Origin of the sequence: Paenarthrobacter sp. Z7-10, from assembly GCF_026932795.1 — a bacterium.
Lineage (GTDB): Bacteria > Actinomycetota > Actinomycetes > Actinomycetales > Micrococcaceae > Arthrobacter_M.
The window spans coordinates 44,173-63,144 of sequence record NZ_JADPVH010000020.1 but is presented as its reverse complement, the minus strand read 5'-3'; the positions used below and the strand labels follow the sequence as shown (position 1 = coordinate 63,144).

At 63.0% G+C, this 18,972-nt stretch carries 20 protein-coding genes and 1 tRNA gene; 6 read left to right on the top strand and 15 right to left on the bottom strand.

The features are described 5' to 3' along the window. From IV498_RS08100 to IV498_RS08070, 7 genes are all read right to left on the bottom strand, one after another. Window positions 1-380: DMT family transporter (locus tag IV498_RS08100; RefSeq protein ID WP_269046052.1), on the bottom strand; the 380-nt coding region annotated here is incomplete at its 3' end. Between the two features lie 222 nt (window positions 381-602). Further along, complete coding sequence (locus IV498_RS08095) at window positions 603-1,916, bottom strand: alpha/beta hydrolase (RefSeq protein WP_269046051.1); 1,314 nt, start codon at window positions 1,914-1,916, stop codon at window positions 603-605. A gap of 304 nt (window positions 1,917-2,220) precedes the next feature. Beyond that, entirely contained in the window at window positions 2,221-3,018 is a 798-nt protein-coding gene (locus tag IV498_RS08090) for an SGNH/GDSL hydrolase family protein (RefSeq protein WP_269046050.1), read from the bottom strand. Further along, window positions 3,015-5,621, bottom strand: coding sequence for a DUF2156 domain-containing protein (locus tag IV498_RS08085; RefSeq protein ID WP_269046049.1), 2,607 nt, complete (start codon window positions 5,619-5,621; stop codon window positions 3,015-3,017). The genes IV498_RS08090 and IV498_RS08085 overlap by 4 nt, the downstream gene beginning before the upstream one ends. An 84-nt stretch (window positions 5,622-5,705) precedes the next feature. Beyond that, complete coding sequence (gene mmsB / locus IV498_RS08080; protein WP_269046048.1) at window positions 5,706-6,953, bottom strand: multiple monosaccharide ABC transporter permease; 1,248 nt, start codon at window positions 6,951-6,953, stop codon at window positions 5,706-5,708. Continuing rightward, on the bottom strand, window positions 6,950-8,470 hold the full coding sequence (gene mmsA, locus IV498_RS08075; protein WP_442951320.1) for a multiple monosaccharide ABC transporter ATP-binding protein: 1,521 nt from the start codon (window positions 8,468-8,470) through the stop codon (window positions 6,950-6,952). The genes mmsB and mmsA overlap by 4 nt, the downstream gene beginning before the upstream one ends. Before the next feature lie 118 nt (window positions 8,471-8,588). Next, window positions 8,589-9,563 carry a substrate-binding domain-containing protein gene (locus IV498_RS08070; protein ID WP_269046046.1) on the bottom strand — a complete coding sequence of 325 codons (975 nt, stop codon included), beginning with the start codon at window positions 9,561-9,563 and terminating at the stop codon, window positions 8,589-8,591. A gap of 281 nt (window positions 9,564-9,844) precedes the next feature. On the opposite strand from IV498_RS08070, the gene IV498_RS08065 reads away from it, so the two are divergent. The 4 genes from IV498_RS08065 to IV498_RS08050 all read left to right on the top strand — a co-directional run bounded on the left by IV498_RS08065 (window position 9,845) and on the right by IV498_RS08050 (window position 12,828). Further along, window positions 9,845-10,906: a LacI family DNA-binding transcriptional regulator gene (locus IV498_RS08065; protein WP_269046045.1), complete on the top strand. Its 1,062-nt coding sequence runs from the start codon at window positions 9,845-9,847 to the stop codon at window positions 10,904-10,906. A gap of 49 nt (window positions 10,907-10,955) precedes the next feature. Then, window positions 10,956-11,327, top strand: a complete 372-nt coding sequence (locus IV498_RS08060) for a PH domain-containing protein (RefSeq protein ID WP_269046044.1) — start codon at window positions 10,956-10,958, stop codon at window positions 11,325-11,327. Between the two features lie 249 nt (window positions 11,328-11,576). Then, window positions 11,577-12,380, top strand: a complete 804-nt coding sequence (locus tag IV498_RS08055) for a hypothetical protein (protein WP_269046043.1) — start codon at window positions 11,577-11,579, stop codon at window positions 12,378-12,380. Then, window positions 12,358-12,828 (top strand): helix-turn-helix domain-containing protein, encoded by a 471-nt coding sequence (locus IV498_RS08050; protein WP_269046042.1) that lies wholly within the window; start codon window positions 12,358-12,360, stop codon window positions 12,826-12,828. The genes IV498_RS08055 and IV498_RS08050 overlap by 23 nt, the downstream gene beginning before the upstream one ends. On the opposite strand, the gene IV498_RS08045 is transcribed toward IV498_RS08050, so the two are convergent. The 7 genes from IV498_RS08045 to IV498_RS08015 all read right to left on the bottom strand — a co-directional run bounded on the left by IV498_RS08045 (window position 12,825) and on the right by IV498_RS08015 (window position 15,371). Further along, window positions 12,825-13,154: an RES domain-containing protein gene (locus tag IV498_RS08045; protein WP_269046041.1), complete on the bottom strand. Its 330-nt coding sequence runs from the start codon at window positions 13,152-13,154 to the stop codon at window positions 12,825-12,827. The genes IV498_RS08050 and IV498_RS08045 overlap by 4 nt on opposite strands. Then, window positions 13,151-13,453, bottom strand: coding sequence for an RES domain-containing protein (locus tag IV498_RS08040; protein ID WP_269046040.1), 303 nt, complete (start codon window positions 13,451-13,453; stop codon window positions 13,151-13,153). Before IV498_RS08040 ends, IV498_RS08045 begins: the two co-directional genes overlap by 4 nt. Next, complete coding sequence (locus tag IV498_RS08035; protein WP_269046039.1) at window positions 13,453-14,064, bottom strand: hypothetical protein; 612 nt, start codon at window positions 14,062-14,064, stop codon at window positions 13,453-13,455. Before IV498_RS08035 ends, IV498_RS08040 begins: the two co-directional genes overlap by 1 nt. A gap of 80 nt (window positions 14,065-14,144) precedes the next feature. Beyond that, window positions 14,145-14,276 carry a hypothetical protein gene (locus tag IV498_RS08030; RefSeq protein ID WP_269046038.1) on the bottom strand — a complete coding sequence of 44 codons (132 nt, stop codon included), beginning with the start codon at window positions 14,274-14,276 and terminating at the stop codon, window positions 14,145-14,147. Between the two features lie 158 nt (window positions 14,277-14,434). Beyond that, window positions 14,435-14,641 (bottom strand): hypothetical protein, encoded by a 207-nt coding sequence (locus IV498_RS08025; protein WP_269046037.1) that lies wholly within the window; start codon window positions 14,639-14,641, stop codon window positions 14,435-14,437. A gap of 177 nt (window positions 14,642-14,818) precedes the next feature. After that, window positions 14,819-15,118, bottom strand: coding sequence for a hypothetical protein (locus IV498_RS08020; RefSeq protein WP_269046036.1), 300 nt, complete (start codon window positions 15,116-15,118; stop codon window positions 14,819-14,821). A 177-nt stretch (window positions 15,119-15,295) separates the two neighbouring features. Beyond that, window positions 15,296-15,371 (bottom strand) — tRNA-Lys (locus IV498_RS08015). Window positions 15,372-15,630: 259 nt separating this feature from the next. Between IV498_RS08015 and IV498_RS08010 the strand changes: the two genes are divergently transcribed. After that, the gene (locus IV498_RS08010; RefSeq protein WP_269046035.1) at window positions 15,631-16,602 is read left to right on the top strand and encodes a 2-hydroxyacid dehydrogenase; all 972 of its coding nucleotides are present in this window, start codon (window positions 15,631-15,633) and stop codon (window positions 16,600-16,602) included. A 42-nt stretch (window positions 16,603-16,644) separates the two neighbouring features. Here IV498_RS08010 and IV498_RS08005 read toward each other — a convergent pair whose 3' ends face one another. Next, window positions 16,645-17,091 carry a hypothetical protein gene (locus IV498_RS08005; RefSeq protein WP_269046034.1) on the bottom strand — a complete coding sequence of 149 codons (447 nt, stop codon included), beginning with the start codon at window positions 17,089-17,091 and terminating at the stop codon, window positions 16,645-16,647. A gap of 129 nt (window positions 17,092-17,220) precedes the next feature. Between IV498_RS08005 and ilvD the strand changes: the two genes are divergently transcribed. Continuing rightward, entirely contained in the window at window positions 17,221-18,960 is a 1,740-nt protein-coding gene (gene ilvD, locus IV498_RS08000; RefSeq protein WP_269046033.1) for a dihydroxy-acid dehydratase, read from the top strand. The last annotated feature ends 12 nt before the right edge of the window (window positions 18,961-18,972 follow it).

The following is an 18,972-nucleotide window of genomic DNA, read 5'->3' as shown; positions in this document are numbered from 1 at the left end:
ACGCAGAATGTGATGGCACGGATCGTGGAGGCGCTGAGCCGTGTTTTCGTGGCGCGCGCGTTCACCACTGCAGTGATGACCAGTGCCACGGCTCCCAGCGGTTGGACCACGGTGAGGGGTGCAAGGAAGAGGCTGATCAGCTGAAGTAGGATCGCCAGGCCGAGCATTAGCGTACCGGCGATCCACGATGGTCGGCGGACCAGGGCCAGGAGTTGGCCGGAACGAAGGCCGTTTCGGGCGTCTGTCGAACTCGCGGCCTCTACCTTGTTGACGCCCCGGTGCTGGAACTGTGCGCCGAGGGCCAGAAAGACTGACCCCACCAGAGCCACGGGGATACCGAGGGTCTGCATCGGTGACAACGAAGTTAGCTCCAAGGCCATACGCCCACGTTACCTCCAACGCGACAGCATCAGCGTCAGGCCAAGTTTCCAGTCGTTTCAGGTGGTCGTTGTCCTGCGCCCTGTGCTTCACCTACCCGAACGAGATTAGCTACTTCAGCCGCCGGCAACGGTTCCGTGGCTACAGCAAAATTCTGCCGCCGCACCCTTGGGAATCGTACCGTCGTCTTCGCGGCGTACATGGACAGGGCCGCGGGCAGCATCTTATTGGCTGGTTAGGCCCAACGGCTTGGCCAGGAAGTTCAGGGCCAGCGGTAATGTCTGCGTTATCATGAGCCACGAATGTCCACCGGGCACTGCCGTCACGGTGGTTCGCATGCCGGCTTTCTGCGCTGCCGCGTGTAAAACGTGGACGTTGTCGGTGTATACGTGGTCGGACTCACCTGCCGAAAACCAGCCCCGAACCCCGGGATATTTGTGGTTGGCCAGTAGGGTCAGCGGCAACTCGGCATTAAAGGCTGCAGAGTTGCCGTTGAATGCCAGCGCGATGGTGCGCTGCCGGTTCGCGGTCAGCGCCGGCTCCCGTTCCGGGGACATGGCGGCGAATGTGGGGTAGAGGTGCGGGTGCCGGGTGCTCATCTGAACCGCACACGTCCCGCCGAAAGAGAAACCGCCGACGGCCCAATGCTCGGTGTTGCGATCCACTGCCAGGGTCGAGGTGATCCAGTGCGGCACATCGACGGACAAATAGGTATCGGCGCGGGCCAGACGGGAATCCATGCACATCGTATTACCGGCGTTAGCACCGTTGGGATCCGGCATGATGACCACCGGGGCCAACCCATGATGGGCTGCGGCAAACGCGTCCAGAGCCTGTGGAAGGTCGGCTGAGGTAAGCCAATCGGAGGGACCACCAGGTTGACCGGAAATGAGCACCAGCACCGGCAACGCAGGCCGGTGCGCGAGCAGATAGGCCGGTGGAAAGTATACCAATGCCTTGCGGGCATGGAAGCCGGAAACAGTTCCCGGAATCACTACTTGGCGCAGGGTCCCGTTGTGGGCCATTTGTGCCGGGGCATGCCAGCTCCGACTTACCGGCGCCACACGAAAGGGGTCAGCTCCGGGCTTCTTGGCCAAGAATCTCGAAATACCCGCGGTCACGGTCGGCGGACCGTGGATTAGGTCTCCGAGGTTGGTCAGCGCGCCGAAGTAGGCGTTCACCTGCGACGCTGCCAACGCAACCACCAAGGCGGCGGCAACCGGCGCTCCAAGGCGATGCCGGAGAGTGGCCCGCACCACCACTGTGCCACCGGCCAACAACACCGCCCATACAGCGACACCGACCCATACCAGGACCTCCGCCGGAAGGTCCTCAGGCCAGACGTACCAGACATGGATGACGGCCCAGCCCAGCAATACCGTCAGGCCCGCGCCCGCGCCAGCGGCCAATAAATTAAAGACCCACCACCGCCAGGATCGACGCACCAGCAGGAATGCCAGCGCCAATACACCCACCAGGAAGACAGTCGAGGGTAACCACCCAGCCAGCAAACTGACATGGTCAATCCAATGACGCACAGCGCCCTTCCGAATCCAAGTAATAGAGCATATCGCCGCACAGGACATTTACAAACGAGGACGCTGACCACGAAAACAAAACAGACCGACGGGCGTTACCCCGGTCCAGCCCCAGCATAGGGATCCCCGCTGAGCATCAGCTGAAAGGCATCAACCAAAGCACCACACCATGTAACGGCGAATGATTGTGAGGATTATGGGCAACGGGGGAGTTATGTTTCGGAGACCTGGAGACCACGGCCGGCCATGGAAGCGGCCCTGACTTGCAGTTGGCGACCATCGCTTGGCCTGTCCGCCGTTGCGGTCAGGATGGCAGCACGGAGCGCAGGATCGCCTCCATTTTGTCTCCCAGGTAACGCTGGCCTTCGGCGCTCGGGTGGTCACCGTCCGGGCCGATCAGCGCCTGCGCGTTACCCATAATCCAGTGTTCCTCGATTGGATCGATGTAGAGGACTCCGGCTGCCTGTGCTGCGGCGCGGTCCTGGTCCCGGACCTGTAACCGGGCCGGTTCCGGGTTGTCGGTGTAGGAAGGCGGCCCGACGACGACGATCGCCGCCTCGGGCGCGTTGGCCCTCACGGCGGCAAAGGTATCCGCGGTGGCCTTCGTGAGTTGGTTGTTGTCGGCTCCAATGTCGTTTTCGGAGCCGAAGATCAACACCACTTTAGTTTGTCTTGACACGGCCCCGGTGACCTCGGAGAGGAAAGTGGCGCCGCCGTCGCCCGCGCTGACGTAGCCGCTTCCATTGACCGAGGCGTTGACCATGTCCAGCGGATGACTGCCTGTCTTGAATGTGTTCGCCAGCAGGGCGGGCCAGGCCGTGTCCGGGCTGGTGCCGTATCCCGTACTGAGTGAATCCCCGATCACCACAACCTGGTCCGCCGCCGCGCTGGTTGGCGCGGGGGTGGCAGCAGTTGTTGTCGGGCCAGCCGGGGTGCGCGTCGAGAATGACGCCTGACCGTGTGCTGCTCCGGACGGCGCGGGTTCCGGCGTCGCTGCCTGCGATGCGGTGCAGCCGGCGCAGACAAGCACCGTGGCGAGGACGGGCGCGGCCCGCAGCAGCGGTTTGAGCCGCAGCAGGTTCTCGTTCGGGGGACGGATCATGGCTGTGAGGCCTTTCGGTGACTGCGTTGCGGGCGCAGGATTCTCTTGGCCAGTGAGAGCCGCTGCCGGATGGAGACCTTTGGGAGGTAGGCGCGGGTAATGGCATTGGCGATGCTCGGCAGGGCGGCCGCGTCCGGGTAGACCATGTACAACGGATGGTAGCGGGGCTGGAACTTCGCTTTAAAGGCCAGCAGCGAACGGAAGCCGTACACCGGCTCCAACGTCGCGCCCAGCCAATCGAGCAGCCGGTCCAGCGCACCCGAACCTTGGCTCGGGACTGGGCTTCCCACGGACTTGACCCGTGCCAGCGGAGCACCTGAGAGGCTGATGAACTCGAACCCTTCGGACTTGAGGGTGAGGGCAGCCGAAGCGATCAGGAATTCCATGCTGGAGCGGAAGCCGGTGCTGCGCCGGCGCATGTAGTCAAGAGTCCAGCCCCGGATTTCTCCGCCGCGGTACACCGGCAGCCAGGAGGTTACCGCGTGCACGGTGTGCTGGTCGTCGATGGCCAGCAAACACCTTACTTCGACATCGTTGATTTCCTCGATGCCGCCGAGAGTGAAGCCCATCTCGGGCATCTCTTTGTCCGCCACCCATTCCTCGGAAATCGCATGGATCTGGTCAACAATGGCCAAAGGAGCGCCAGGATAGGTGGTCCACTCGGCCCGGATTCCCTGCTTGGCAGCCTTATTCAGCGCGGTCCGGATGTCCTGGAAGTTCTTGCCGGTGAAGGCGATGTTGTTGAGGTCCAAAGCCGTTTCCTGAGCTACCTCCACTGATCCCCAGCCAAGGGCGCGGGCCGCGGTTTCGACGTCGCTGGTTACGGAGTAGAGGCAGGGGTTCCAGCCGTTGACCCCGCAAAAGTACGTGAAGTCCTCTATGTACTGCCGCTGAGCTTCTGTGGGACCGATCGGGCCGCCGAGGGTCAGGGCGATCCCGGAGAGCACGCGGTAGGCGATGAAGCCTTGACCGTCAGGGGAGAACCAGTAGCTGTTGCCGTCCCAGGTCGTCATGTAGGCTATGTCGCTGCCGTACGCTCGGCGCAACAGCTCCCCGGCGCGGTCCTTGTCCCGGCTGTGTCCGGTCCGGGCTGGCCGGCGGAAAGAGAGCAGGAGCAGCCAGCCTGCGACGGCCCAGAACAGAACACCGATGCCCTCGTAAAGCAGCACAGCCGGTGTACTTTGGGGGAAGAAGGCCGGCGGAACGTCGAAGTTGTAACCCAGCGGAAGGAAGCGGTCGGGAACATCGGCCAGCAGTTGCGCCAGTCCGGGAGCGGGGGCGAAGCCGCCGGAAAGCTGCAGGCCGGCCAAAATATAGCCTCCCGCAAGTGTGGCTGCGACTCCGATGAGCACGAGGCCCAGCCGGCTGTAGGTGCGTGCTGGTGCCGGAACGGTGAAGAGCCCCCGGGTTGCGACCAGCGCCGCGAACACGATGACCGGGAGCAGGAGCGGGAGCACGATGCTGAGCGGGTGATGGAATCGGTTGAGATCCACCCCGCCCATGATTTCACCAGGAGCCCTGTCGGCGCCGCGAGGCAGCAGGAAGCGAACGATGAAGGTGCCGGCCAGAGCGGCGAGCAAGCCCTGGAGCACGAGGGCGAGATGCCAGGCAAAACGGCGGCCCCGCCTCAGCCCATCCGCCGCAAGCAGCAGCAGGACGGACGGGAGGATGGACATAAAGATGCCGCCGGCACCGGCACGCAGCTGAAAGTGGACCGCCGCGCAATCCTGGATCTGGGTCGGGTCGGAGCACATCGTCTGCAGGGTTTCTGGATCCACGGGCTGGATATTGGTGAACAGGAACTGCAGCACCGACAGGGGTCCCACGGGGTGCGGCAGGAGCCCCGCCAGCACAGGCCCCACGGCTGAGGCAGCGAGGACGATGGCGATCAGGACCCGTGCCTCGCGGCGTGAGCTGGTTGGCAGGGCCGGGTGGGGGTATCGGTCGAAAAAGAGCGGCCCGAGCAACAGGCCGGCACCAGCCGCGGCAAGACGGACGACGTCGGGGAAGGATCCGCTGTACAGTGCCAGCAGGATCAGCAAGGCCATGGTGAAAAGGCGCAGACGTCGGCGCCACAAAGTGCCCATCGATGCGGTCGCGACCATCCCGGCTCCAAAGACGAAAGCACTGGGACCCAGATAGGCGTGGGTTCGCAGCATCTCGGACCAGCTGCCCATCAAGCCACTGAAGGACCAGGAAAAGGCGATGGCTCCGACGATGCCCAGGAAGTGGGTTGCCCCGGAAGCTGCGGCAAATCGTCGGGTGCCCATCCGGTACTCCACCGGTATGCCGATCAGCACGACCAGGAGCGTTGCGGCGCTATAGCCGCCGGGCGTCCCGGCCCAGAAAGCGGAGGTTAGCAGTGACCACCAGTGGGTGAGCATATTGCCGGCGGAGACGGCGTACAAACTTTGGACGTCGCGTGCCCCCAGTACGATGTGGCCGCGGATCAGGATACCGGGGGAAATAATGCCGAGTACCCAAAGCGCGACCAGGTAAGACCAACTAAACGGCGCCCGCAGCATAGCCCGCCAGCTCCCATGGAGCAGGCGTGCCACCGCGCCGACTGGCTGGCGCACGTCGGGGAAGGCGGGTGCGCTCACCGACCGCCTCCGGGCGCCACGGAACCATTCCAGTCAATCATGGGCCAGATTCTACCGACCCCACCTGAGGGTCTGCCGACGGCTCTACACGCCGACGGTTTCCTTGGGACGGGGCTTGGCCTCTTGGGCAGCCTCACGCCGTTTGCTGCGGCGCACGGCCCCGACTCGGCGCTTGTTGAAGACGTCGAAGGCAACGGCGGCCAGCAGTACCAGGCCCTTGATCAATTGCTGATACTCCGTTCCGACGCCGAGGATGGACATGCCGTTGTTCAGCAGGCCGATAATGAGGCCTCCGATGATGGCACCCATGACGGTACCGATGCCTCCCGTGACGGCAGCACCACCGATGAACACGGCGGCAATGGCGTCGAGCTCAAAGCCGTCTCCAGCTTTGGGATTGGCCAGGTTCAGTTGGGCGGTGAAGACCAGTCCGGCCAGCGCGGCCAGGACACCCATGTTGATGAATAGGGTGAAGGTGACACGCTTGACCTTGACTCCGGACAGTTCGGCAGCGAAGCGGTTACCGCCGATCGCGCAAATATGACGGCCCCACACGGAATTAGTCATCACCGCGGAGTAGATAACCGTCAGCAGGCCAAGGACGATGAGCACTACAGGAGTACCACGGTAGCCCGCCAGCAGATATGTGATCAGTAGGATCAGGGCCGCGGTGAAGACCAGCTTGGCGACGAACCAGGCCAGCGGCTCGTCTTCCAGGTTGTGCTTGCGGCGTTCCGCGCGCTGGCGCAGGTCCTGGAACACGAGAGCGGCGGCGGCGACGACGCCGAGGATCACCGTCAGCGGTTCGAGGGCCGATGTTCCTCCGCCGAGGTCCGGGAGGAACCCGCTGCCGAGGGCGCGGAAGGCGTCGGGGAAGGGCGAGATCTGCTGGTTCTGCAGGGCAATCTGGGTCAAGCCGCGGAAGGTGAGCATGCCCGCCAGGGTGACGATGAAGGCTGGAATGCCGAAGTAGGCGATCCAAAATCCCTGCCACATGCCCACGACGGCGCCGAGGGCCAGGCACAGAACGATGGCGAGCCACCAGGGCAGGTGCCATTGGGTGATCATGACGCCGGACATGGAGCCGACGAAGGCGACGACGGAACCCACCGAGAGGTCGATGTGGCCGGCGATGATCACCATAACCATGCCGACGGCCAGAATCAGGATGTAGCTGTTCTGGACGATCAGGTTGGATACGTTGATTGGAGCCAGGGTGATTCCGTGGGTTGTGACCTGGAAGAACAGGATGATCACGATCAGGGCGATGAACAAGCCGATCTGGCGAAGCTGGCCGGCGAGGTAGTTGAGGGCGGTGCGAAGAGCGATCATCGGGCGTCCTGGACCTTTTCTTGAGTCATGAATTGCATGAGATATTCCGCTGTGGCTTTCCCGCGCGGGATGTCGGCAGTGATCCGGCCCTCGGCGAGGGTGTAGATTCTGTCGCAGATTCCAAGCAGTTCCGGCAGTTCCGAGGAAATAACAATGATCCCTTTCCCTTCATCCGCAAGCCTGTTGATGATGGTGTAGATCTCGTACTTGGCCCCCACGTCAATTCCCCGCGTCGGCTCATCGAGGATGAGGACATCCGGGTTGGCGAACATCCACTTCGAAAGAACCACTTTCTGCTGATTGCCGCCCGACAGTTTGCCGGTGATGGCCGCAACCGTTGCCGCCTTGACGTTCATGCTCTTTCGATAACCGTCGGCGACGATATTTTCCTTGTTGCTGTCCACCCAACCCCAACGCGAAATCTTGTCCAGGGCGGCTCCGGAGACGTTGCGCATGATGTTGTCGAGCAGGTTCAGGCCGTAGTGCTTGCGGTCTTCAGTGGCATAGGCGATGCCGTTCTTAATGGCGGCCGAGACGGTGTTGGTCCGGATCTCCTTGCCGTTCTTGTATATCCGGCCGGTGATCCTGGTGCCGTAGCTGTGCCCGAAGATGCTCATGGCAAGTTCGGTGCGGCCGGCACCCATCAGTCCGGCAATTCCGACGATTTCTCCGGCACGGACGTGGAGATTGGCCTGCTTGACCACCTGGCGGCTCTGGTCCACCGGGTGATGGACGGTCCAATCCTCCACCCTCAGGATTTCGACACCGATGCGCGGAGCGTGGTCCGGATATCGGTTGTCCAGGTCCCGACCCACCATGGCCTTGATGATGCGCTCTTCCGAGATCTCATCAGCGTGCATGTCCAGCGTCTCGATGGTCCGGCCATCGCGGAGAATCGTGACCTTGTCGGCAACCGCCTTGATTTCGTTGAGCTTGTGGCTGATGAGGATGGACGTTGTGCCCTGCTCCCGAAGATGTTTGATCAGGGACAGCAGGTGCGCGGAATCCTCGTCGTTGAGCGCCGCGGTGGGCTCGTCGAGGATCAGCAGTTTGACGTCCTTGGACAAGGCTTTGGCAATCTCGACCAGTTGCTGCTTACCCACCCCCAGATCTGTGATCTTGGTAATGGGATTGTCGTTCAGACCGACCCTGGCCAGCAACCGGGAGGCTTCCAAGTTGGTCTTGTTCCAGTCCACAAACCCATGCCTGGCCTGCTCATTGCCCAGGAAAATGTTCTCCGCGATCGAAAGGTATGGACTTAGGGCCAGCTCCTGGTGGATGATGACGACGCCGGCCGCCTCGGATCCTTTGATGTCCTTGAACTGGCAGAGCTGATCTTCGAAGCGAATTTCCCCTTCATAGGAACCGGCCGGATAAACGCCGGAGAGAACCTTCATCAGAGTGGACTTTCCCGCCCCGTTCTCGCCGCAAATCGCGTGCACCTGTCCGCGGACCACTTCCAGGGAAACGTCCTGGAGCGCTTTGACGCCCGGAAAAGTTTTGGTGATGCGGCGCATTTCGAGAATGTTTGATGTCACGATCGGTCCTAGTTCTAGCGCTTGGTTATCCGGAGTCGGCAACGCCGTGCGGAAGCAGGCGGGGGCCGCGGCGGCAACGTCCGCCGCGGCCTGTTGGCTACTTCAGGTCCGATTCCTTGTAGTAGCCGCCGTCGATCAGGATTTTTTTGTAATTATCCTTAGTCACGACCACGGGTTGCAGCAGGAACGTCGGAACGATCTTGGCTTTGTTGTCATAGCTGGTGGTGTCGTTGACCTTGGGCGTCTTGCCCTTGAGCAGGTCATCGGCCATGGTGACTGCCTGCTTGCCTAGCTCCCGGGTGTCTTTGTAGATGGTCGAATACTGCTGGCCGGCGATAATGGACTTCACGGAGGCTGCCTCGGCGTCCTGGCCGGTGATCACGGGCAGGGCATTTGTGGCGTAGCCGGAGCCAGTGAGAGCGGAAATGATCTGGCCGCTCTTGACCACCAAGGCGCCGTCGTCAAGGTACTTCTTCAGTGTCTTCATGGCACCGTTGTAGAAGAACGTGGCGTTGTTGTCATCCGGGCTGCCGGCGAACAGTTCAACGTTGAAGGGACCCTTCTTACCGGTTTCCTTGCCGTCTTTGTCCAAGACGCCAAGTCCGGTCAGCAGCGACGTAGCCTGCTGGACGCCCACTTTTTCGTTGTCGAACGTGGTGTAGTAATCCACGTTCCTATTACCGTTGATCAGGCGGTCATAGGCGATGACCTTGATGCCCGCCTTCGCCGCGCTGTCCAACTGGTCGCTCAACGCGGCTCCATCAATGGATGCGACGATGAGAACCTTGGCGCCCTTCGTAATCATGTTGCTGATCTGCTGAACCTGCTGCGGAATCTTGTCGTCGCCGTATTCGAGGTCGGTTTTGTACCCAAGCTGCTCAAGGGAGGCTTTAATGGCGTCCCCGTCTTTGATCCAGCGCTCCGACGTCTTGGTCGGCATGGCAATGCCCACCAGGGCACCGCTGTTGTCTCCTCCCGCTGCGGGGGCGGCGGCGCCGCGGGTACCGCAGGCGGCGGTTCCCAGGACCAGACCCGCGGCCAAGGCTCCAACGATCAACTTCTGAAATTTCATAGTGTTTCCCTTGATTGCTGCTGAGGATTCCGCAGCGCTGAGATAACCCCTGCGGCTTGCACACACTGGTTGCTGCTGCGAACACCGTTCTGTCCTAAGTGACAGATGACCGAGTGACCCACGCCATATTTGTTAGCGCTCACATGGATAGGCTGCAGTTTAGGCGATGGGCTCCCGCCGGTGTCGATAGGGAGGTCTAAGTTTGTTCGGCTCCGTTACCGGCCACGGACTCCCGCGACCCGCATTCGTGGTTGCCCAACCGGATCCCGCACAATTAGCCCATGACAAAAAGCATCGGGCGAGCGCCGCGGCTTGAGGACGTGGCGAAGCGGGCCGGCGTTTCCCACCAGACCGTCTCGCGGGTGATCAACAACCATCCGAGCGTGAGCGCGGTCACCCTGGCAAAGGTTGAAGCTGCCATCTCTGAACTGGACTACCGCCTCAACAGTGCAGCGCGGAGTCTCGTAACCCGGCGTTCACAGACCATCGGTGTCCTGGGCAGCGAGCTGGCGCAGTACGGGCCGGCCAGCACACTGCTCGGCGTCGAGAAGGCGGCCCGGGACGCTGGTTATTTTGTGAGCATTGCGGCGCTGAGATCTGTCAGCCGAAGGGCGATTTTCGACGCTATCAGGCACTTGATGGTCCAGGCAGTCGACGGCATCGTTGTCATCCTGCCGCATTCCGAAACCCTCCTGTCCCTTACCGAGCTCAAGCCCGGTGTTCCCGTGGTGGCAGTGGGATCGCTTGGAAATGCCGCCGTGAGCGGCGCCATGGTGAACCAGAAACGGGGAGCCCAGCTTGCCGTCGAGCATTTGATTGAACAGGGACATCGCCGCATCGGGCACATCGCTGGGCCTCTCGACTGGATAGACGGCGCCGCAAGGGCCGAGGGCTGGAGCTCGGCGCTGCTTTCCGCCGGTCTGGAAGACGACCTACTGATAAAAGGCGACTGGAGCGCCAACAGTGGCTACGAGATCGGCAGGAGACTCGTCGTCGAACGCTCTGCAACAGCAATATTCGTCGGCAATGACCAGATGGCGCTGGGACTGCTGTGCGCGCTCAATGAATTTGGCGTGCGGGTACCCCAGGACATCTCCGTGGTGGGCTTCGACGATCAGCCTGAATCAGGTTTCTTCACACCGCCGCTCACAACCGTGTGCCAGGATTTCGAGGAACTCGGGCAGCGCTGCATGGACCTTGTATTGACCGCCATCGAGGACCCCGGAGCGACCGGCAGTGTGATCGTTGAGCCACGGCTCGTGATCCGTCGAAGCACCTCCGCCCCGGGCTTCGACGACAAATCGGTACCCGCGGCGCGTTCAGCTAGATCGAATTGCGCCTAACGGTGCAATCACGGCAATGATCCCATCCATCAACTAACCAGGGGACATCTTGACTCAAATCATTCACGACAAAGCTGAGCAGCTCGCACAGATAAACGCGGGCCTGCTCCAGGGTGAAACCGTCTACGCCGTCTACGATTGCATCGGCGTCGGCACCGGCTTCGTCGGTATAACGAACATGCGGGTCATCCTGCAGGACAAGAGTTTCGTCGGCAACAAGCTCGCCATCGTGTCCGTGCCCTACAGGAACATCCGTTCCGTCTCCATGCTCTCCAACAAGTCGATGATGGGACGGTTCGCATCGACTTCCAGCATCGGGATCGATACCGGCGGGAGCGTCAAGGAAGCGGACTTCCGCGGCGACGACAAGGCCAGGCACGCCCATGACCTGATCCTCTGGAACGTGCTGAACACCAAATAGCTGTCACCACAGGAAAGGGCGGCCGGACACTCCGCCGCCCTTTCCTGTTTCCGGATCCGAGGTGGTCCGCGTCTGTAAGGCGACGAGCACCACAACCGGGACAGTCACTGGCTTGCCAGGTTCTGCAGCAACACCTAAAGGGGACAAGGTCTTCAGTATGGCGGGAGCGCGTCCTACCGTCGTTCAACAAACGATGAGTTACCTGCTTCACTCAAAACAGGACATTATCAAATGTGATAAAACGTTTCTATGGTCAAGTCCGATGAAACAAAGCACCGCCGCGGCGCTGACCAGCCCAACGAGGGCCAGTTCTCGGTGGCGGAGCACGCTGAATCGATATTCGTGCTCCCTGCCCGTGCGGCGCTGTACCCGGACCTCGCTGAAGTCTTTGAAACGGCCGCCCGGCTTCAAAAGCTGGTATCCGACGCTGTCCTTGCCGGCGGCAGCGCGGTGGCGTTGTACGTCGGACATAGGGCCTCTTGCGACCAGGACCTGACCATTCTGCGGGAGAACTTGGAAATCGTTCTGGACGCGGGGGAGGCCGACAACGGATGGGCCACCAACAGGCTCACGCCAGGGAAAATCATTCTCGGTGAGCTGGGTGGCATCGAAACGGGCCTCCGCCAGCTCATACGTCGGCGCCCACTGGAAGTCGTCGTCGTCCAGCTCCCGTCCGGCGCGACCATGAGGGCGCCCACGAACCAAGAAACCCTGCGCATCAAGGCTTTCCTCATCACCAGGCGAAACCAGACCCGGGACTACCTTGACGTTGCCGCCATGGCCGCCGGCATGGGGATCGCCGATGCAGCGCGGGTGCTGGGCGGGATGGACGACTATTACGCGGACCAGAACTCCGATGGTGCCGCAGTGTCCACCCAGGTTGTCCGGCAATTGGCCGACCCGTCGCCGAAAGACTCCCGCACGACCGCACAACTGAGCACTTACAAAGGACTGGCCGCGCGATGGCACGATTGGTCCGAAACGGTCTCGGTCTGTCGGCAGTTGGCCGTCACGATAGTGGAAGGAGTCGATGATGGTCCTGAAATTCCGTAACCTCGACATCGATCCCACTGACCCGATCGACACATGGGGCGTTGAAGGCATCCTTGCTGCCATTGACCGCGGGGACTTGAGGGACTGGAGGCGCATTGGCTCCCGCCTGCGCGCTCAGCCACGGGGAAAGGTTGCCGGCGACCTCCAGGAGGTGCTGTCCCTGGTGGAAACCCCGGCCATGGTCAACCTGTTCACCGATCTGCTGGCCCGAGCCAAGAGCCGCCAGCAGCAGCGCGAACGGGAAACCGTGGTGGGACTCCTCCGCAGCGCCCTCCAGTCCAGTGGCCTCACGCGTGCCGACTTCGCTGCACGGCTTGGCACGTCCGGATCGAGGCTTTCCACTTACCTCACCGGGAAGGTGATGCCGTCTGCGACCCTACTTGTCCGGGCGGCCAACGTCGCTGTCCGGGAACTGGAGGAGGCTACTCCGCCTCGACCACAGGGCTAGAGGACGATGTTGCTGGTGTAGCCGATCTTTGCCGCCGCCGCCACAACGTCGGCGAGGATGCCCGGTGAATTCAGTGGGTAGGAGAATTCCGGAGCCGGCGGGATTGCGTCCTCGGTCCAAAGGGTCACGACCCTCCGGCTCAGGGCCATCGCCGACAGGGAGTACACGCCGTCGGCGGCCGGCCAAGCGTCGTGAATGGCGCGTGCCCAGGCGCGCGTCCGGGCCTTCTCCCCGAAGGCGACCTGGGCCGAGGCTCCGGCGGGGAGCAGCCAGTCTCCGGTGAGGTCAACCAACTCCAGGTCGCGGGTTGTGCGAAATGCTGTCACATAGGGGCATCCCGGTCGACGTCGACGAACCGGGTCAATTGGAAGACCTCGGCCAGGCAAGTCAGCACATCTTCACCGAGGTACGCAGCGCCTAAGGGTGCGGCGTTCCCTGGAGGCAGCGGGTGCGGGTCCCAGCGTGAACCCGGAACTGGTCCCCAGGTCCGCAGCCGGTTCCACGGTACAACCCTGGCCGATGCGGTGATGTGCACCCGCCAGAGCACAGTGGAGGCCGGAATGATTTTTGTTTCGCGACCTTGGGCTCGAAGGGCAGCCGTATCCGGCGGGTACTGGTCAGCCATCAGTAGTCGGCCGTCAGGCCCTCGGCTAGACCGACGACGGGCTCCTTGCTACCGCCGGCTTCCAGCCATGTCTTGGCCGACACTGGCTCGCAGTTCAGGACCAGGTCAGGCTGGGGCGTCAGGAAGAACCCGGCCACCGCTTGCGGGTGCATGTCAGCGGAGAGCGAGTTGAGGACGACCTCCAAGGCGGGGATTGATTTGTCTCCGGCGTCGTTGAACTGCCAGTTCGGGAACGCCAGCTTTCCGTTGACGAGGTAGGAGTAGAGCTTCCGCGCCGCCTTGTAGTGCCGGATGGTGGATGCGGACAGGTGCATGCGCTCAGCGACCTCGGCGGCCGTGACGGCAGATGAGTCGGATAGAATCCGGGCGGCGGCGTTCATTACGGACGCGGTGGCGATGGCTGCACCCGCGGTTGCAATTCCTGAATTCCGGGCCCAGAAGCCACGGTCGCGAGCAGGCAGGGCAGCAGCCGTGGTGTTACGCCTCATGTCCTCGAGGGCGGCGACCAAGTCCTCTTGTGAGAAGGAGAGGTCAACGGATGCCATCCACTTGTCCAGGGTGCCGGGCTCCTTGCGCGGCTTCGCCCGGCTGTTGCTGTCTTTGACGGCCATGATGACTCCTTATCGACTCCCACAGGCTATGCCACTGCTGATGATTGTGGGAGTGGGTTCCGGGCTTCGCTGTATCTGCATCAGCCTTGCAGCGCGTCGACCGCCGCTACTGCTGAGCGAATGCTCTTGATGCCGCGCTCGGCTGCGGCGATTGTGCGGGCCTCCAGGGTAACGCCCTTGGAGAGCAGAACGGCCACCAAGGTCGCGTTCACGACGTCCCCGCGGAGTTCAGTAGGCAGGGGCCACGGACGGCTGGCATCGCAGGAATCCGGGCGGCATGGCGAATACCAGCGGGCAGTCCTGGCGCGCAAGGGTTTTAGGGCCGGAAACGGGCTGTCAGGCTAGGACATCCGAGGTCGAACGCCGAAACCTACTCTGGCTTTTCCTTGGACAAGGCGATGATCCAGTCAGGCGTGACGTCGCCGGTGAGCTTGTCCAAAGTGATCCGCGCCTTCGCGGCGGCAATTTGGACCTTGCGGTCCTCCGGACTCACCGATGCGGGGCGGCGTGAGGGCGCAATCGAGTCCACGCTGGATTCAGCGGGCCTGCGACGGGTTACCGGGTGTGCCATAGCCATCGTCGACCTCCTATCTGCCTGTGCCGTCATTGTGGTCCCCTTCATTGTCGCGCGTCGTTCCGGGGCCGTCCACCCTTGTGATCGGTGCCTCGACCGCGTCAGAGATGGCAGCAGTGTCAGCAGCTTCTGCCAGCCGTGCACTGTTTGCTGCTTCGAGTGGGTCCTCGGTGCCGATTTTCAGCAGAGCACCGTCCTCCGGGTTGCCAGCTTGCTCCTTCCCAGGAGATTGATGGCCTCCTGGCCCATCTCGGCCCGTTTCAGCTGGTCGGACATGGAAGCATCCAGGGCCCACTGGGCGCGGCGCCACCATTCCGCCCGGTTGTCCGCGCGGCGTCTCTGCCACAGCGCTGCAACGGCGATGAGTGCCGCTACGATCGCTGCGAGCAACGGAGCGAACGCAGCCCACACCTGCCAGTCGGCGGCAGGAGCAGTATGCACGAAGACATCGAGCGGGCTCGGGCTGGGTGTCGGGTTCACAGACCCAGCCTAAGCCGCCTCACCGACGGCAACCGGGGCGGAGGCCGGCGCGCATGTTCACGACCCCCACAGAGTGGTCACGGGACCAAAGTGACCCCCAAAATGAACCTTTGGCGAAGGCGGAGCAAAAAACCCCGCCTCTGCCAGCCGCTAGGCCAATAAAGACGGGGTTTTCGCTGGTGCACCCCTCGGGACTTGAACCCGAAACCCATTGATTAAGAGTCAATTGCTCTGCCAATTGAGCTAGAGGTGCAGATGGCATATTGCAGAATTTTCGGCGGAATCTCCTCCGCTGACGAACTCCGCAACGACATGTAACTCTACATGGTTTTTTCATTGCCGCGAAATCGGCTCCGGACCATTGTCCGGTGGGCCATCGTCCCGAGCGCGGCGCGCCCGGGGTCCGTTATCAGCCGTTTCACCAGTCGTTGCATCGGCCGCTCCACCGGCCTCTCCGCCGGCCGTCCGGCAGGCAGCTTTCCGACGGTGCCGCCGACAGTTACAGTCGGATCATGGCGCCCCGTTTCCCCGTGATCAAGACAGTCAGTTTTCCGGATCAGCAGCTGCTCGACGCCGTCGGACCGCTGCCGGACGGGCTCACTGCCTGCGTTTGGGATTTCAGCGCGGATCCGCTGGGCGTGCCGCTGCAGGAGCTGGATGTCGCGATCCTGCCCTACATGGCGGATAAAGGGTCGTGGCGCGAGGAGCTTCGCCGCGCTGCGGGTTTAACGCTGGTCCAGTCGCAGTCAACAGGTGTCGACGGCGTCTCAGAGGCGGCGAGGCCGGGTGTGGCGGTGGCGAGTGCGGCGGGAGTGCATGCTGCGTCGACGGCGGAGCTGGCGGTGGGGCTGATGCTCGCCTCGCTGCGGGGAATCGACGTTGCCGCGCGCGATCAGCTCACGGGTACGTGGCGGCAGCAGCGGCGCACTTCGCTGGCGGACCGCCGGGTGTTGCTGGTGGGGGTGGGCGGTATCGGCGCGGAGATTGCCAAGCGCCTGGCCCCCTTTGAGGTCAAGCTCACCCGGGTGGGGAGTACGGCAAGGGAAGACGACGGCGGCCACGTCCACGAGGCGGCCGACCTGCTCCGGTTGGCGCCGGATCACGACATTTTGGTGGTCATCACCCCGCTGACGGAGGCAACCCGGCAGTTGGTGGATGCCCCGCTGCTGGCCGCACTTCCGGACGGGGCACTGGTGGTTAATGTGGCCCGCGGCGCGGTGGTCGATTCCGCGGCGCTGACCAGCGAGGTGGTTTCCGGCCGGCTGCACGCCGCGGTGGATGTGTTCGATCCGGAGCCCATTCCCGCGGACCATCCGATCTGGCGGGCTCCCAATGCGCTCATCACCCCGCATCTGGGCGGAGACACCTCGGCCTTTCCGTCGCGCATCGTCGCACTGCTGCAGCGCCAGCTTGCGGCCTTCGCGGTGGGGGAGCTGCCGGAAAATCTCGTGGTTCCCGGCCCCTATCGCGCGGACCGAGAGTAAGCCGGATCCTCATGGTTCCCGGAACCTGTGGGATGGACGAGGCTAAGCCGCCGCGAGAAACGATTCGATGAATTCGGCGAAGTCTTCCGCGTCGTCTATCTGTTCCAGCTCCCGGGATATGCCGTGCGCGTCGGGTAGCTCGCCGTACGCCTGAACACCGAAGCGGAAGGTCTGGCCCGTGCTGGTGCTGATCTCGACGTCCCCGTTGGCCAGTCTCAGCGCCGAATGCAGGTTGGTCATATTGATGGCGACCGCCGCGCTGCCCGCGGTGAGGGTGGACGCATTGAAGGGGGCGATCACGATTTCACTTGGCCGCCACCGGTATCCGAGGACGTAGCAGCGCAGTTTCATCTCTCCGCCGCTGGCCGCCTCGGCCGCCAGAACCGCGCGGCTGTTGCTGGCGAAAACGAGGTTGTAGTCACCGTAATTGGGGATCTGGGTGTCGAAAATCCGGCGCAGGGATTCCTTGAGCACTTCGCTGGTGGTCACCTCCCCAGTCTACGAACAGCTGCCGCACAACCTGATTCGCCCTGCCGCCAGCCGTAATGTTGGACCGATTTAGGCCGTCAACGCCTTCCAGGTTGGTCCGGCGCCACGCCACAGCCCTAGACTCAAGGCATGAGCGTGGAGACGAATTCGCAGACACAAACGGCCGGTGCGTCGGACGGAAAACCAGACATTAAACCGCGGAGCAGGGTCGTCACGGACGGCATCGCAGCGGCTCCCTCCCGGGGAATGCTGCGCGCAGTGGGGATGGGCGACGAAGACTTCGCCAAGCCGCAGATCGGCGTCGCCAGCTCATGGAACGAAATTACCCCATGCAACCTTTCGCTGAACCGGTTGGCCCAGGGAGCCAAGGAGGGCGTGTTCTCCGCCGGCGGATTCCCCATGCAGTTCGGCACCATCTCCGTTTCGGACGGCATCTCGATGGGCCACGAGGGCATGCACTTCTCCCTGGTGTCCCGCGAAGTCATCGCGGATTCGGTGGAGACGGTCATGGAGGCCGAGCGCATCGACGGCTCGGTGCTGCTGGCTGGCTGCGATAAGTCGCTGCCCGGCATGCTGATGGCCGCGGCCCGCCTGGACCTGGCCGCGGTGTTCCTCTACGCCGGCTCGATCATGCCGGGGTTTGTGAAGCTCGAGGATGGCCAAGAGAAGGAAGTCACCCTGATCGACGCCTTCGAGGCCGTCGGAGCCTGCGCTGCGGGGAAGATGAGCGAGGAGGACCTGGGCCGGATTGAGCGCGCCATCTGTCCCGGCGAGGGTGCCTGCGGCGGCATGTACACCGCCAACACCATGGCCTGCATCGGCGAGGCGCTGGGCATGTCGCTGCCCGGCTCCGCCGCCCCGCCGTCGGCAGACCGCCGCCGTGATGTGTTTGCGCACCGGTCCGGCGAGGCCGTGGTGAACCTGCTCCGCCTGGGCATCACCGCCCGGGACATCATGACCAAGAAGGCGTTCGAAAATGCCATCGCCGTCACCATGGCGTTCGGCGGTTCCACCAATGCGGTGCTGCACCTGCTCGCCATTGCCCGCGAGGCGGAGGTGGACCTGACCCTGGAGGACTTCAACCGGATTGGCGACAAGATCCCGCACTTGGGGGACCTGAAGCCTTTCGGCCGGTACGTGATGTTCGATGTGGACAAGATCGGCGGCGTGCCGGTCATCATGAAGGCGCTGCTGGAAGCCGGCCTGCTGCACGGCGATTGCCTGACCGTCACCGGCAAGACGGTGGCGGAAAACCTGGCAGAAATCAATCCGCCGGATGTGGACGGGAAAATCCTGCGCGCTTTGGACAACCCAATCCATAAGACTGGCGGCATCACCATCCTGCACGGTTCGATGGCTCCGGAAGGCGCCGTGGTGAAGAGTGCCGGCTTCGACGCCGATATCTTCGAGGGCCCGGCGCGGGTTTTCGAGCGTGAGCAGGGAGCCCTGGCCGCACTCAAAGAGGGCAGCATTAACAAGGGGGACGTCGTCGTCATCCGCTACGAGGGTCCCAAGGGCGGTCCCGGCATGCGCGAGATGCTCGCCATCACCGGCGCCATCAAGGGTGCCGGCCTGGGCAAGGACGTGCTGCTGCTGACGGACGGGCGCTTCTCCGGTGGGACCACCGGGCTGTGCATCGGTCACGTTGCACCGGAAGCGGTCGACGGCGGTCCCATCGCCTTTGTGCGCGACGGCGATCCGATCCGGGTGGATATAGCGGCCCGGACCTTTGACCTGCTGGTCGATGAGGCGGAACTGGAGGGGCGGAAGATCGGCTGGGAGCCGCTGCCGGCGAAGTTCACCAAGGGCGTGCTGGCAAAGTACGCCAAGCTGGTCCACTCGGCCTCCACCGGCGCCTACTGCGGCTGACGGGCCGGCGCC